The sequence below is a fragment of the Paenibacillus endophyticus genome (genome assembly GCF_014192395.1).
Taxonomy (GTDB): Bacteria; Bacillota; Bacilli; order Paenibacillales; family Paenibacillaceae; genus Pristimantibacillus; species Pristimantibacillus endophyticus.
This window is the reverse complement of the sequence record NZ_JACHXW010000003.1, coordinates 252,181-264,986: the sequence shown is the minus strand read 5'-3', so window position 1 is coordinate 264,986 and position 12,806 is coordinate 252,181. Positions and strand designations below refer to the sequence as shown.

General features: G+C 46.9%; 15 protein-coding genes. 10 read left to right on the top strand and 5 right to left on the bottom strand.

Translation table 11 applies throughout. The annotated features are described in order from the left end of the window. Nucleotides 1–29: 29 nt before the first annotated feature. Both FHS16_RS06710 and hisC read left to right on the top strand, forming a co-directional pair. Entirely contained in the window at nt 30–698 is a 669-nt protein-coding gene (locus FHS16_RS06710) for an S-layer homology domain-containing protein (RefSeq protein WP_183560195.1), read from the top strand. Between the two features lie 135 nt (nt 699–833). Then, complete coding sequence (gene hisC / locus FHS16_RS06705) at nt 834–1,946, top strand: histidinol-phosphate transaminase (protein WP_183560193.1); 1,113 nt, start codon at nt 834–836, stop codon at nt 1,944–1,946. Between the two features lie 73 nt (nt 1,947–2,019). Here hisC and FHS16_RS06700 read toward each other — a convergent pair whose 3' ends face one another. Then, a complete protein-coding gene (locus tag FHS16_RS06700; protein ID WP_183560191.1) occupies nt 2,020–2,757 on the bottom strand; it encodes a CAP domain-containing protein in 738 nt (245 codons plus the stop codon). Nucleotides 2,758–3,041: 284 nt separating this feature from the next. Here FHS16_RS06700 and FHS16_RS06695 point away from each other — a divergent pair, with 284 nt between their 5' ends. Continuing rightward, the gene (locus FHS16_RS06695; RefSeq protein WP_053377054.1) at nt 3,042–3,242 is read left to right on the top strand and encodes a cold-shock protein; all 201 of its coding nucleotides are present in this window, start codon (nt 3,042–3,044) and stop codon (nt 3,240–3,242) included. A 70-nt stretch (nt 3,243–3,312) separates the two neighbouring features. After that, the gene (locus FHS16_RS06690; RefSeq protein ID WP_183560189.1) at nt 3,313–3,543 is read left to right on the top strand and encodes a cold-shock protein; all 231 of its coding nucleotides are present in this window, start codon (nt 3,313–3,315) and stop codon (nt 3,541–3,543) included. 67 nt (nt 3,544–3,610) lie between these two features. On the opposite strand, the gene fabV is transcribed toward FHS16_RS06690, so the two are convergent. Both fabV and FHS16_RS06680 read right to left on the bottom strand, forming a co-directional pair. After that, on the bottom strand, nt 3,611–4,801 hold the full coding sequence (fabV, locus tag FHS16_RS06685) for an enoyl-ACP reductase FabV (RefSeq protein WP_183560187.1): 1,191 nt from the start codon (nt 4,799–4,801) through the stop codon (nt 3,611–3,613). A gap of 205 nt (nt 4,802–5,006) precedes the next feature. After that, entirely contained in the window at nt 5,007–5,216 is a 210-nt protein-coding gene (locus tag FHS16_RS06680) for an alpha/beta-type small acid-soluble spore protein (RefSeq protein ID WP_183560184.1), read from the bottom strand. 132 nt (nt 5,217–5,348) lie between these two features. On the opposite strand from FHS16_RS06680, the gene FHS16_RS06675 reads away from it, so the two are divergent. Then, complete coding sequence (locus FHS16_RS06675) at nt 5,349–5,957, top strand: ATP-dependent DNA ligase (RefSeq protein WP_183560182.1); 609 nt, start codon at nt 5,349–5,351, stop codon at nt 5,955–5,957. 206 nt (nt 5,958–6,163) lie between these two features. Here the strand turns inward: FHS16_RS06675 and FHS16_RS06670 are convergent, their stop codons facing one another. Further along, nucleotides 6,164–6,649 carry a C40 family peptidase gene (locus FHS16_RS06670; RefSeq protein ID WP_183560180.1) on the bottom strand — a complete coding sequence of 162 codons (486 nt, stop codon included), beginning with the start codon at nt 6,647–6,649 and terminating at the stop codon, nt 6,164–6,166. A 166-nt stretch (nt 6,650–6,815) separates the two neighbouring features. After that, nucleotides 6,816–7,796: an aldo/keto reductase gene (locus FHS16_RS06665; protein ID WP_183560178.1), complete on the bottom strand. Its 981-nt coding sequence runs from the start codon at nt 7,794–7,796 to the stop codon at nt 6,816–6,818. Nucleotides 7,797–8,023: 227 nt separating this feature from the next. Here FHS16_RS06665 and FHS16_RS06660 point away from each other — a divergent pair, with 227 nt between their 5' ends. The 5 genes from FHS16_RS06660 (at nt 8,024) to FHS16_RS06640 (ending at nt 12,799) form a co-directional block, all read left to right on the top strand. After that, complete coding sequence (locus FHS16_RS06660) at nt 8,024–8,803, top strand: alpha/beta hydrolase (protein ID WP_183560176.1); 780 nt, start codon at nt 8,024–8,026, stop codon at nt 8,801–8,803. 232 nt (nt 8,804–9,035) lie between these two features. Beyond that, complete coding sequence (locus tag FHS16_RS06655) at nt 9,036–10,529, top strand: alpha-N-arabinofuranosidase (RefSeq protein ID WP_183560174.1); 1,494 nt, start codon at nt 9,036–9,038, stop codon at nt 10,527–10,529. 13 nt (nt 10,530–10,542) lie between these two features. Continuing rightward, a complete protein-coding gene (locus FHS16_RS06650) occupies nt 10,543–10,815 on the top strand; it encodes a DUF6171 family protein (RefSeq protein ID WP_183560172.1) in 273 nt (90 codons plus the stop codon). Between the two features lie 328 nt (nt 10,816–11,143). Continuing rightward, on the top strand, nt 11,144–12,154 hold the full coding sequence (locus FHS16_RS06645) for an S-layer homology domain-containing protein (protein ID WP_183560170.1): 1,011 nt from the start codon (nt 11,144–11,146) through the stop codon (nt 12,152–12,154). A gap of 48 nt (nt 12,155–12,202) precedes the next feature. Further along, nucleotides 12,203–12,799 carry a TlpA family protein disulfide reductase gene (locus FHS16_RS06640; protein ID WP_183560168.1) on the top strand — a complete coding sequence of 199 codons (597 nt, stop codon included), beginning with the start codon at nt 12,203–12,205 and terminating at the stop codon, nt 12,797–12,799. Nucleotides 12,800–12,806: the final 7 nt, after the last annotated feature.

The window sequence follows — 12,806 nt, the reverse complement described above, 5'->3', positions numbered from 1 at the left end:
CGTTCCAAATACTTGATGAGGTGATAACCATGACGAACAAATTCAAACTCGTTACACTAGCAGCAACAGCTGTTCTTACCCTATCCATAGCCGGTCAAAGCTTTGCGGCAGCATCTTCGTTCTCGGATATCGCGAATGTAATTGCTAAGGATAAAATTATCTCTTTGCAAAATAAAGGTTTAGTGAAGGGCGTTAGCACGGACCGCTTCTTTCCAGACGCAACGCTAACGGCAGCGCAAGGCATTCAACTAATCGTGAACGCGCTTGAACTGAACATCGATACGCTTCGCTTTATTAAAGAGCCTCATGCCACTGATTATTTCCCGAAAGCAAACGATGACGCTTGGTATGCGGATGCGCTTATCATCGCAGCGAATAATGACATTGGCTTGCCAACTGATCTGGACCCTGGAAAAACGTGGACAAAGGAAGAGTTCACGCATCAGCTTATCCTTGCGATTGAGAAGCACAGCAACCTGCCGATGATTAAGATCATTCCCATGGCGTTTAATGATCAGGCTGAGCTTTCGGTATCCTATGACGGCTCTGTACAAAGAGCGCTTGTTCTTAAAATCGCTGAGCTTGATGCAGCAGGGAATTTCAATCCTACCGATGAAATTACACGTGCGGATGCAGCAGTTCTCATTTACAATGCACTCGCCTATATTGATGCGCATCCCGCGCCATCAGCTGAATAAGCACGAAAAAGAAACGCGATTGCGAAGCGGAGCCTGAAAGGGCTCTTCTTTTTACATCTTTACTTTACCACTTAAAAGTATTAATGTATTATAGTGATAAAGTTATTTATTATAATCGTGAAGGTGATCTAACTTATGAATCATAATATCGAGGTTCGCGCACGCAAGGCGCTGGACCAAATGAAGCCTTATTCCCCAGGCAAGCCGGTTTGGGAGGTTCAGCAGGAGCATGGTTTGGAGCGTGTCATTAAGCTCGCTTCCAATGAAAATCCGCTTGGACCGTCGCCTTTGGCGCTGGAAGCCATGAGGGAAGCTTTATCCGAGCTGCATAGATATCCGGATGCCCAGGCTCTTCGTTTGAAGCTAACCATTGCAATCCATTATGACCTCGTGCCTGAGCAGGTTATCGTAACAAATGGAGGAGACGAGCTCATCACGTTAATATCGGAAGCATTTCTGGATGCGGAAGACGAAATTGTTGTGCCTAGCCCGACCTTTAGTGAATACGCATTTGGAGCGCAGCTGTTAGATGCTCGAACCGTAACGGTTCCTTTGAAGTCCGATTTCCAGTATGATGTGCAGTCGATTCTAGCGGCTGTAACGGATCGCACCAAAATCATCTACCTATGTTCGCCGAACAATCCAACAGGAACTTTTTTAGCGGAAAAGGATTTGACGTTTATTCTCGATTCGCTGCCGAAAAGGGTACTGGTTGTAGTGGATGCCGCATACAGCCATTTCGTGTCGGATGAATCCTATTCGGATGGCGTTTCATTGGTAAGAAAGGGATATCCGCTGCTTGTCTTGAACACGTTCTCCAAAATTTATGGGCTAGCAGGCATACGAGCTGGCTATGGCATAGCGCCGGAATCGATTATTCAGAGTATATTGAAGGTTAAGGAGCCTTTTAATGTAAATGCATTAGCACAAGCAGCCGCAGCAGCAGCAATAGGTGATACCGATCATGTGAAGAGATCACAGCAGCTCGTATGGGAAGAAAGGGAATACCTCTACCAAGCGCTTAATGAGCTGGGCTGCGGCTATACGGAGAGCATGAGCAACTTTGTGCTTGTCGAGCTTGGTGAGCGCGCAGAGCGCATTTATGAGCAGCTTATGGCAAGAGGAATAATCGTGAGACACGGAAAAATGTGGAATCTGCCGCTGCATGTACGAATATCGATCGGTACGAGGGCAGAAAACGAAAGTTTGCTTGCTGCGCTGAAGGAATTGTGGAAGCAAGAACTTTGATGCTAATGCTTCCTGCATGATAAAGAGACCTGCTCTGGAGAATGCTCCGGAACAGGTCTCTGCTGTATTAGGCCTAGCCGATAAATTCTTGTACCCAAGAACCATTGTAATAAGCTACACCGATCTTCGAAAAGCTGCCGTTTAGAATGTTTGCTCTATGCCCAGGACTGTTCATCCAGTCATTCATGACGCGTTCAGCGGTCGGTTGACCCTTGGCAATGTTCTCGCCGGCTGAGCTGTAAGTGATCTGGAATTGTCTCATCATGTCAAAAGGCGATCCGTACGTAGGAGAATTATGATCGAAATAGTTGTTATCGGACATGTCCTTTGCTTTGACCATGGCCATGTTGGCAAGCTTGCTGTCCATCGATAATGCGCCTAAACCTGCTTTGGAACGTTCGGCATTGACGATTTGCAGCACCTGCTGCTCAAATTGTCCTGTAGCTGCTTTTTCACCGCTAGGATTTTGAGTTGCGGGAGCTTGAGTGCCCGGATTTTGAGTTGTCGGATTTTGGGTCGTAGGCTGCTTGGTTACAGGGTATTGAGTAGTTGGATTTGTTGGATTTTGGATTCCCGTTCCATCGCCGAATAGCCAATCCGGGAACGTAAACTGCGAGCCTCTAAGCGTGCCTGAAGGTCTTCCTGGCATTGTTGTGGCAACCGACGAGGCTCGCGTAACATGCGGTGCTGCGGTAATCAAAGGCGCTTTGTCTTTGGCATACTCATGGGCAGACTGTTTGTGCATCATGTTAGAGCCCGACGAACAGCCGGTAACGACTAATAATGCAGCAATCGCAACGAACTTCTTCATGTAAGTACACCTCGTATGATTAGAATAGAGTGCTTGTCACGCCTTTATATTTTCCCCGGAGGACCGAGGCTATCCCAAGCTTTAATAAAAGATTTTGGTTTTTTTGGAGGAAGGACTTGCGTTATGCAAAAGCCTATGATATATTGTTAATACAAATAACAAATTTAAACCTTGAATTCACATATTGAAAAGGGTTGTCATTTGTATAATGATACTTTTCTCAATGTGTGATTTTTAGTTTTTCTGGAAAAAACATGTTAAAAAACTTATTGGAGGTTTTTATAATGGAACAAGGTACAGTAAAATGGTTTAACGCAGAAAAAGGTTTTGGTTTTATCGAAGTTGAAGGTGGAAATGACGTATTCGTACATTTCTCCGCAATTCAAGGCGAAGGCTTCAAATCCCTTGACGAAGGTCAACGCGTTGAGTTCAACGTAACTCAAGGCAACCGTGGACCACAAGCAGAAAACGTTGTAAAACTGTAGGTTTTACACATCAAGAGCCCTTAACAATCGTTAAGGGCTCTTTTTTTATAGGCCAAAGGAGGATTGTACAATGTATTTTCGTAGAAAATCGTTAGAAGATCATCCTCAAGAGAGCACAGTTATTTGGACCTGTGAGAACGATACCTGCAAAGGTTGGATCCGTGATGATTTTGCATTCGAACATGTTCCAGCTTGCTTTCTTTGTCACTCGGTTATGGTAAGAAGCGAAAAGATGCTCATTACGTTAAACAACTCTAATAAAGACATAAAATCATTAAAGCCAGGCAAGCTAATTTCTTAGAATGAATATTGCCCATATGAAAAGGACGCTGAATCGGTCATCCGACTCAACGTCCTTTTTTTGATGCTTAACGCAAGTTGTGAATATTAATTTCTGGATTCACGTCTGCTTCATAATCAATACCGTCCGTCTCGAAGCCGAACAGCTGGAAAAATTCACGGCGATAGCCTTCCAGATCGGATAGCTCGTACACGTTTTCGGTGGACAGCTTCGCCCATACATCCGCAACCTCGGCTTGAATCTCTGGTCTCATCTCCCAATCGTCGACACGAATCAGACCTTTTTCATCAACAGCCGTTTCGCTGCTGCCGTAAAGTCGTTCAGAGAACAAACGGTACATTTGCTCAATACAGCCCTCATGAATGCCTTTTTCTTTCATGACTTTATAAAGCGCGGAAATATATAGCGGAACAACCGGAATAGCCGAACTGGATTGTGTAACCAGCGCTTTGTTGACTGAGACGAATGCGCGGCCGCCAGCTGCGCCGAGCTGCTCATTCAATCGCTTTGCTGTAGCTTCCAAATCGTTTTTGGCAGCTCCGATCGTGCCTTCGCGGTATACCGCATGCGTAATTTCTGGTCCGATATAGGAATAAGCGACAGTTGTCGCGTCTTCTGCAAGCGCACCTGCTGCTGAAAGCTCATCGATCCACATTTGCCAGTCCTCGCCGCCCATTACGGCAATCGTTTGACGAAGCTCATCCTCGGTAGCCGGCTCAATCGTAGCCTGTGACACCTCACCGCTGTGGAAATTGACGGTTTTGTTCGTATACGTGCCGCCTAGCGGCTTAATGACAGAGGAGAAGGTTTCGCCCGTTTTGGGATGAGTACGGCGCGGTGATGCAACGCTGTAAACGACAAGGTCGATTTGCCCAAGCTCCGTGCGAATTAAGTCAATTGTTTTCGCTTTGATTTCATCGGAGAAGGCGTCTCCCACAATGCTGTACGATTTGCGGCCTGCAGCCGCAGCAGCGTCCTCGAAAGCAGCTGAATTGTACCAGCCTGCTGATGCTGTGCGAGCGCCTTCAGCAGCTTTGTCGAAATAGACGCCGATGGTGTTCGCGCCTGCTGCAAAGGAGGATACGATGCGTGAAGCGAGACCGTAGCCAGTCGAAGCTCCAATGACCAATACGTTCTTAGGACCTGTTATGGCAGGCTGAGCGCTTACATAGTCAATTTGGCGCTGTACTTGCTGGGCGCAGCCCTCGGGATGTGCAGTTGTACAAATAAATCCGCGTGTTTTCGGTTGGATAATCATATTGGAATATTCCTCTCTATTATGAAATTTTGTGAGTAAGCGTTATGTAGTGGGACAACTCTATCCTATTTTACAGATTTTTAGGACAGAAGGGAAGTTCTTAGAAGGCAGACTGAGCAGTTTTTGTGTGAAAATAGAAGGAAGGTAAGAAACAAATAAGCGCCAAGGCAGCATATGGCTGACTTGGCGCTTATTTATGTAGAAATTAACGGCGGCCTGCGAGCTGCTGCTCTGCGATTTGAACGAGCCGGCGAGTAATCAATCCGCCGATGGAGCCCATATCACGCGTTGTCATATGGCCATAATAGCCGTCTTGCGGAAGTTGTATGCCAAGCTCTTGAGCTACTTCGAATTTCAATTGCTCCAGCGCTGCGCGCGCTTGTGGTACAAGAAGTTGATTTGTGCGGTTTGCCATCTTTTCTCAGCCTCCTTCTTGCATCTATTATGCGAAAGTGCAAAGGAGATTATTCGTGAATTCCGCCTAAATTTACCTCCGATTTTTGGAGTAGTTTCATGCTAGAATGGTTAGACGGAAGGAGGCGCCGTTATGTTTGTAAAACCGATGCTTATGACAGAGCATGCTCAGCCTTTTGATGATGATAATTATATATTTGAACCGCTAATTGACGGGCACCGGCTGCAGCTTTCATTCATTCATAGCAAGCCGAAATTATATACCAAGCATTGTAACGACGTGACTAGGCAGTATCCCGAACTACATAATGTTCCTTTGCGAGAGCCGGCTGACGTATTATTGGACGGCGAGGTTGCATATGTGAACCCGGATTCGGGCGTTTTCGATTACCGCGTCCTTCAGGAAAGGTATCGCATCAAAAAAGAGCCGACGATCCGAGAAGCAAAACGGACAAATCCCATTATATTTTTCGTATTCGATCTGCTGTATTATAACGGACTTGATATGAGAAAACAGCCGCTGCTGGAGCGGAAGAGGCTGCTTAACATGGTTTTGGAGGATAATGCCTATTTCAAAAAAATGCAATACGTCGAACGGGAAGGCTCAGCGCTGTTCGATCTTGTCAAAAGCTCTGAATTGGAGGGCGTTGCCTGCAAACGGAAGGATAGCATCTACATGGAGGGCAAGCAGGAAGATTGGATGCAGGTGCTCAATCGCGAATACAAACATTTAGCGATGTGAGCGTGAATCCATGAGAAGACAGCTATATGTAAGTAGGTGAGCAAATGAAAAAGGATACGCTTAGCATAAGCTAGCAGTATCCTTTTTCATTAATATTAAATTGTTTCATTTGTTTTCCACATGGTTAAGTAGATAGTAAACAAAAGACTGCAAACCCTAAAAAAGCAGCTGCAGCCCATCATGTTTATTCATTATATGCAAGAATCCTAGCTAAGAACGCGTCTTGCTGTTACATATTTTTTTGCCCAATAGCTGCTTCCAAGGCTCGTTACCGTAACGCCTAGACTAGTGGAGCTGTGAATGATTTTGTTATTGCCAGCATAAATAGCGACATGGCTAATGGACTTGCCGTTTGTATTGAAAAATACAAGATCGCCCACGCTTAAAGAACCTTTGGTAACCTTCTCGCCAACTCCTGCTTGCGCAGAAGAAGAGCGTGGAAGTTTAACATCCAGGCCTTTGTACAAAAACTGGGTGAATGACGAGCAGTCGAAAGCGTATGTAACGCCAGCTGGTGCGCCGAATTTATAAGGTGTGCCGATATATTCTTTGCCTGTCGAAATTAGATCTAGCGTTTCAGGTGTTGCTGCATGCGCCTTTGGCGCAAATGTGCCTAATGTGATTGCCGACATGACGACCGCGCTGCAAATGCCTGCTTTGGCAATCGATTTCAGTAAATGTGATGTTCTCATGCTGTCAGGATGTCCCTCCGCGTTTCGTTTTATGTGTATTGACTATAACACATAAAAAAACGGCGAAATTCGCAAATGAGAGCGAACGGGTAGCGATTACAGGGATTCTGAGAGTTTATGAGAATTAAATGAAAAAATACTCATAATTAAAGATAGACAGCGGAAATTAAGGCATGTTCACGCCTCTTGCGCTTACTAGCAAGCTGTACCATTGCTCTCGCGTCATGATTTCTGCTTGTTGAACGGCATCTTTACATGCGTTAATGCGCTGTGGATTTATCGTGCCGATTACCGGCTGAATACGAGCGGGATGCTTCATCAGCCAAGCGAGTACGATGGATTCTGGCGTTGTGCCATTCTCATCCGCAATTTGTTTCACCATAGCTGCCGTTTGAACTTCTGCTTCACTTGCATTCTCCGAAACTCTACCCGAGAATCTGCCTTGGGCGAGCGGTCCCCATGCTTGAATTTGTATGTCCTCCATCTGCATGAATTCCATCAAGCCTTCAGAGAAATTATCCTTTAAACCAGCTTTCTGGTTCACATGAATGCCTTGATCAACCCAGTCATGACGCAGCAAGCTAAGTTCCAACTGATTCACAACAATCGGATCCGGGAGCGCGCGCTGGAGGAAACGAATTTGGCCAGGACTCATATTGGAAACGCCGAAGTTACGTACTTTGCCTGCCAGCTTCAGCTTAGTGAAGGCTTCGGCTATTTCATCCGGCTCCATTAGCGGATCTGGACGGTGCAGCAGCAGAACGTCAAGGTATTCTGTTCCAAGCCGCTCCAGAATTCCGTCTACCGATGGCAGGATATGCTCCTTCGAGAAGTTGAAACGACCAGGCAATACGCCGTCTGACAGCTGAATGCCAACCTTCGATTGGATGACGATCTGCTCACGAAGCTTAGGCTGCTGCTTCAACACTTGTCCGAAAATAGATTCTGCTTTGCCTCTCGTATAAATATCGGCGTGGTCATACATCGTTATGCCGATAGAAAGAGCGGCATCAACGGCAGCTTCGGCCTGACGTACATGATCAGTTGTAATCGGGTCTGCAAGATCCCAGCTTCCGCCAAGCCCCATACATCCTAGTGCTAAACGGCTGTCCGATATTCCTCGACGCTCTAAGGGCATCAATTTCATTGTTCATCTACCTCCGAATATTTGGATTATGCTTAGACGGTTTCTATTATACCTTGCAATTTCTTTTGATATAAGCACTGAAAAAAAGTTCACTAACTAACTTTGCAGCGCAAAAGGCGAGCAATAGGCGGTTAACCGTGGTTTTATTTGCAAGCGCTTCATAATGGTGCTACATTACTATGTATGAAGGACAGTACACTTTTACTATATTTCAGGAGGCTTTCCGAATGGCGTTCATTACCTGCAACTTTTATTCCGAAGCACTAGGCCTAAGCACCTCAATGACTGTTATTCTGCCTCAGCAAACGACTTCCCAGATCGGCCTTACCAATCGCAGCAGTCAAAAGCTGCACAAAACCTTGTATTTGCTTCACGGACTCTCCGATGACGATACCATTTGGGCACGGAGAACTTCGATTGAACGCTATGTAGCCGAGCTTGGCCTTGCAGTCGTCATGCCGAATGTACATCAAAGCTTCTACACGGATATGGAATATGGCAATAAATATTGGACCTTCCTTACAGAGGAGCTGCCGGTCATCGCCCGTTCCTTCTTCCCCCTCTCAGACGCAAGGGAGGACAATTATGTTGCAGGCTTATCCATGGGAGGTTATGGCGCATTCAAATGGGCGCTGAGGCACCCGGATCGCATTGCTGCCGCGGGCAGCTTGTCAGGTGCGCTAGATATGGCCAATCATATTAAAGACGCAGCTATGCCGCATATGAACTCCTATTTCCGTCTCATCTACGGCGATAAGGATATTACAGGATCAAATGAAGATTTACTGCATCTCGTTTTGGATCAGCGGGATTCCGCTCAGAAGCCGCTGCTCTTCCAATGCTGCGGCACGGAGGATTTCTTGTATACGAATAATTTGGCTTTCCGAGACGCTGCGAAGCAAGCGGATTATCCTTTGACATACATCGAAGGGCCTGGCACTCACGAATGGGGCTATTGGGATACGCATATCCAACAGTTTTTGAAATGGCTTCCGATCTCCGAATAAGCATTTAGATCATAGGATAAAACGCACCGAATATGATGTATTCGGTGTGTTTTTTTGCGTACAGGACTATGATTCGAAGCGTGTTGCAATATTTTCCGAAATAAGGGTTGCAAATTGTATCCGCTCCCATTATGATTTGTTTAGGATTAATATTTTTATACATGAATAAATAAATATGTTAATTCAATTAAGGGCGATTTATCCACCCACATAAAAAGCGAGGTTGATTTTTTTGGCAAATCGGATAACGATCAATACCGACCTAACGTCGGGTACGATTAACCGCAATATTTATGGACATTTCTCTGAGCATTTGGGACGCTGCATATATGAGGGCATTTGGGTTGGGGAGGATTCTCCAATACCGAACACGAACGGAATCCGCAACGATGTTGTTGCAGCGCTTAAGCAATTGAATATTCCCGTGCTTCGCTGGCCAGGCGGCTGCTTTGCGGATGAATACCATTGGAAGGACGGCATTGGCCCGCGCGAGTCACGCAAACGGATGATCAACACGCACTGGGGCGGAGTGGTGGAGAACAACCATTTCGGTACGCATGAGTTTCTGATGTTATGTGAAATGCTGGAATGCGAGCCTTACATCTCAGGCAATGTTGGAAGCGGCACGGTTCAAGAGATGTCTGAATGGGTGGAATATATGACCTTTGAAGGCGTTTCGCCGATGGCCGATTTGCGTCGCGAGAACGGTCGCGAAGAGCCTTGGAATGTCAAATATTTCGGAGTCGGCAATGAAAATTGGGGCTGCGGCGGCAATATGCGCCCTGAGTATTATGCAGATCTATACCGTCGGTATCAGACGTATGTGCGCAATTACGGTGAGAACAAAATTCATAAAATCGCTTGCGGTCCTAATGTCGACGATTACCGTTGGATGGAAGTGGTCATGCGTGAAGCGCATGGCATGATGGATTCTATCTCTTTGCACTATTACACGATTCCGGGTGCTAACTGGTCAGAGAAGGGTGCAGCTACGGGCTTCTCTGAGGATGAGTGGTACAGCACGCTGAAGAAAGCGCTTTGGATGGACGAGCTGATTACGCGCCATTCTACGATCATGGATAAGTATGACCCTTCCAAACGCATTGGTCTTATCGTTGACGAATGGGGTACATGGTTTGACGTTGAGCCGGGAACGAACCCAGGCTTCCTCTACCAGCAAAATACGATTCGGGATGCGCTCGTTGCAGGCGTGACCCTTCATATTTTCCATGATCATTGCGACCGGGTGCAAATGGCGAATATCGCTCAGGTGATTAACGTTCTTCAATCGGTTATTTTGACCGAGGGAGAGAAGATGCTGCTTACGCCGACGTACCATGTTTTTGATATGTATAAGGTGCATCAAGGCGCTGATTTGCTGACTACTGCTATCGAAAGCCAAGATTACGCGCATAATAACGAGAAAATCCCTCAGGTTTCGGTATCTGCCTCTAAAAACGCCGAAGGCCGCATTCACATCAGCCTATGCAATTTGGATAATGATGCGGCTGCCGATGTAGAGATTGATTTGCGCGGCTTAGCTGGGCTAGGTGTCGCTGTATCGGGCACAGAGCTGACTGCTTCGATTAAAGACGCGCACAATACGTTTGATCAGCCAGAAGCGGTAAAACCGACTGCTTATCATGCTTTCACGGTTAATGGCTCCACAATAAGCGCGAAGCTCTCGCCCATGTCAGTCACAGTGCTTGAGCTCATTTCCGAATAGGAATCATATAGCTATGAGCAATCGAAATGAATGCAAGGGATGCCGGGATGATTACCGCGTGACGGACGAGCAAATCGATCGCATCTTGTCAGCGCCGATGTTTCAATCTGAGATCAGTGTGCCTGATGACATTTACGAGGAGCGCTTGCAGGCATGCCGGGAATGCCCGAAGTTTCAATATGGCACCACCTGCACAGTATGCGGCTGCTTCGTCCGTATCGCTGCCAAATACAAGGACCGCGCATGTCCGAATCCGGGAGACAGCCGCTGGCTGAAGCATGCGTAATCAAATATGACATCGAGTCAGAAGACTGCCCACCGCGCTAATGGTGGGCGGTCTTTTTGTGATTGGAGGGAGGCGATGTCAAATGTACGGCGGAAATTCATAACTTTTAGCCTGATATTACAAATACAATCGGAATTCAAGTTTGTAAAATAAAGGTATCGACAGCACGCTAAGCTTCAATTGCGGTTATGCGGCAATGGCATGCAAGGTCGACAGCGTTTTCCTCACAGGGATGGTGATACGAAACGTATCGCGTATGGACATGAGCAGGCTATACGTATTTTTCGTGAAGACAACTACACATTATACATCGAAAGGGTCGATTGTTATGTTGAATTGTAAGCGTTTTATTTCAGTTGGGATCATGATTATGCTGCTTGCGATGGCATTGCCGAATTTCGTTTTTGCAGCAGAGACTCCTGTTTTTACGCTGCAGCAGGAAAAATCGGATCGTGAGATCCGAGTTGTTTTGACAGCCGATCAATTATCCGATATGTATGCCTTTGAAGTGAAACTCTCCTTCGATAAGTCAAAGCTGCGATTCAAAAGCGCGGCAAGCGGGATGACGGGTTATACGATTACACCGATTGTGGAGGGGGGCCAACTGGTATGCGCAACGACAAAAATCGGCAAAAAAGCAGGTGAAAACGGGAAGCTTGTTCTCTCTACCTTATTGTTTGAGCAATTAGGTACTGGTTCTGCTGACATTAAGCTTACAGATGTGAAACTCGTAGACAGCAAACTTCAGCCGCAAACGCTAAAACCGGAGGTCAAGCTGGCTGCCGTACTTAACGGCACGGGGACGGTCATGAAGGATATCAATGGGCACTGGGCCAAAGCAGCCATCGAACGCGGCGTAGCGCTTGGATTCATAAACGGCTATAGCGACGGAACCTTCCGTCCTAACGCTCAGGTATCCCGTGCAGAGTTCGCAGCTATGCTCGTTCGAGCCCTTGACTTGAAGTCAGGCAGCGCCGGGAACCTGACATTCAAGGATGCTGACGGCATTCCAAGCTGGGCGGCAGAGGAAGTTGTCGCTGCGGTTGCAGCAGGCATACTTACAGGTTACGAGGATCAGACGTTTCGCCCAAGCCAGCCGATCAACCGGAGTGAAATTGCGGTCATGGTGACAAGGGCGCTCAAATGGCCGGTTGATTCGGCGCAAAAATCCGTTTTTGCCGATCGTGAGCAAATTCCGGCATGGGCTGAACCTTCTGTCGCTCTGGCGGCACAAGCGGGCGTTATCAAGGGCAGAGGAGCCAATCTTTTTGCGCCGGCTGCGAATGCGACTAGGGCAGAAGCGGTAACGCTGCTGCTGGCGATCATGGATTTGAAATGAAGACGCGTTGAAGATTGTACGTGATCAAGAAACAATGGAGTTGATGCATTGAAAAGCTCAGTCGTAATCATTGGCATGTTTATTGCCGCAACGCTCTTTGGCATGCTGCTTATTTTCCAATCGGACGAATCCAGCGAAGCTGAGGGGAAGAAGCTAAATGCTTCTTCCCTCGAGAGCGTCCTTAGCGTGAGTCAAGAAGCGGCATTGCACCGTAAGGCAACATCAGGGGTAAAGGCTCCAACCTTTACCCTGAAGGCGGTGGATGGGAATACGTACACATTAGGCGAGACGTATGAAAAGCCGATTGTTTTGCAATTTTGGGCCAGCTGGTGCGAGGCATGCAGCATTGAGGCGCCAACCTTACAGAAGCTTCACGAACGGTATCAGGGCAAGATCGATTTCTACGGCGTGAATTTATCCTCAGAAGAGAAGCAAGCTGATCAGATTAGTGATTTTATCCAAAAAAATGGGTGGAAATTCACGAATCTGCTGGATGCGAACAAACGAGCCTCGTATTTGTATGAACTGCATGCATTGCCTACGACATTTATTATCGATACGGACGGCACGGTGCTGGACACCTTCCATCTGATTGATCCGCTGGAATTCGAGAGCAAGCTGAACATGCTGTCCGAAGGGAGGTGAGCAGAGC

Coding starts and splice junctions, on each gene's coding strand:
- FHS16_RS06710 (WP_183560195.1), top strand. CDS start 30: ATGACGAACAAATTCAAACTCGTTACACTAGCAGCAACAGCTGTTCTT.
- hisC (WP_183560193.1), top strand. CDS start 834: ATGAATCATAATATCGAGGTTCGCGCACGCAAGGCGCTGGACCAAATG.
- FHS16_RS06660 (WP_183560176.1), top strand. CDS start 8,024: ATGGCGTTCATTACCTGCAACTTTTATTCCGAAGCACTAGGCCTAAGC.
- FHS16_RS06645 (WP_183560170.1), top strand. CDS start 11,144: ATGTTGAATTGTAAGCGTTTTATTTCAGTTGGGATCATGATTATGCTG.
- FHS16_RS06680 (WP_183560184.1), bottom strand. CDS start 5,216: ATGGCAAACCGCACAAATCAACTTCTTGTACCACAAGCGCGCGCAGCG.
- FHS16_RS06690 (WP_183560189.1), top strand. CDS start 3,313: ATGTATTTTCGTAGAAAATCGTTAGAAGATCATCCTCAAGAGAGCACA.
- FHS16_RS06695 (WP_053377054.1), top strand. CDS start 3,042: ATGGAACAAGGTACAGTAAAATGGTTTAACGCAGAAAAAGGTTTTGGT.
- FHS16_RS06650 (WP_183560172.1), top strand. CDS start 10,543: ATGAGCAATCGAAATGAATGCAAGGGATGCCGGGATGATTACCGCGTG.
- FHS16_RS06665 (WP_183560178.1), bottom strand. CDS start 7,796: ATGAAATTGATGCCCTTAGAGCGTCGAGGAATATCGGACAGCCGTTTA.
- fabV (WP_183560187.1), bottom strand. CDS start 4,801: ATGATTATCCAACCGAAAACACGCGGATTTATTTGTACAACTGCACAT.
- FHS16_RS06670 (WP_183560180.1), bottom strand. CDS start 6,649: ATGAGAACATCACATTTACTGAAATCGATTGCCAAAGCAGGCATTTGC.
- FHS16_RS06700 (WP_183560191.1), bottom strand. CDS start 2,757: ATGAAGAAGTTCGTTGCGATTGCTGCATTATTAGTCGTTACCGGCTGT.
- FHS16_RS06675 (WP_183560182.1), top strand. CDS start 5,349: ATGTTTGTAAAACCGATGCTTATGACAGAGCATGCTCAGCCTTTTGAT.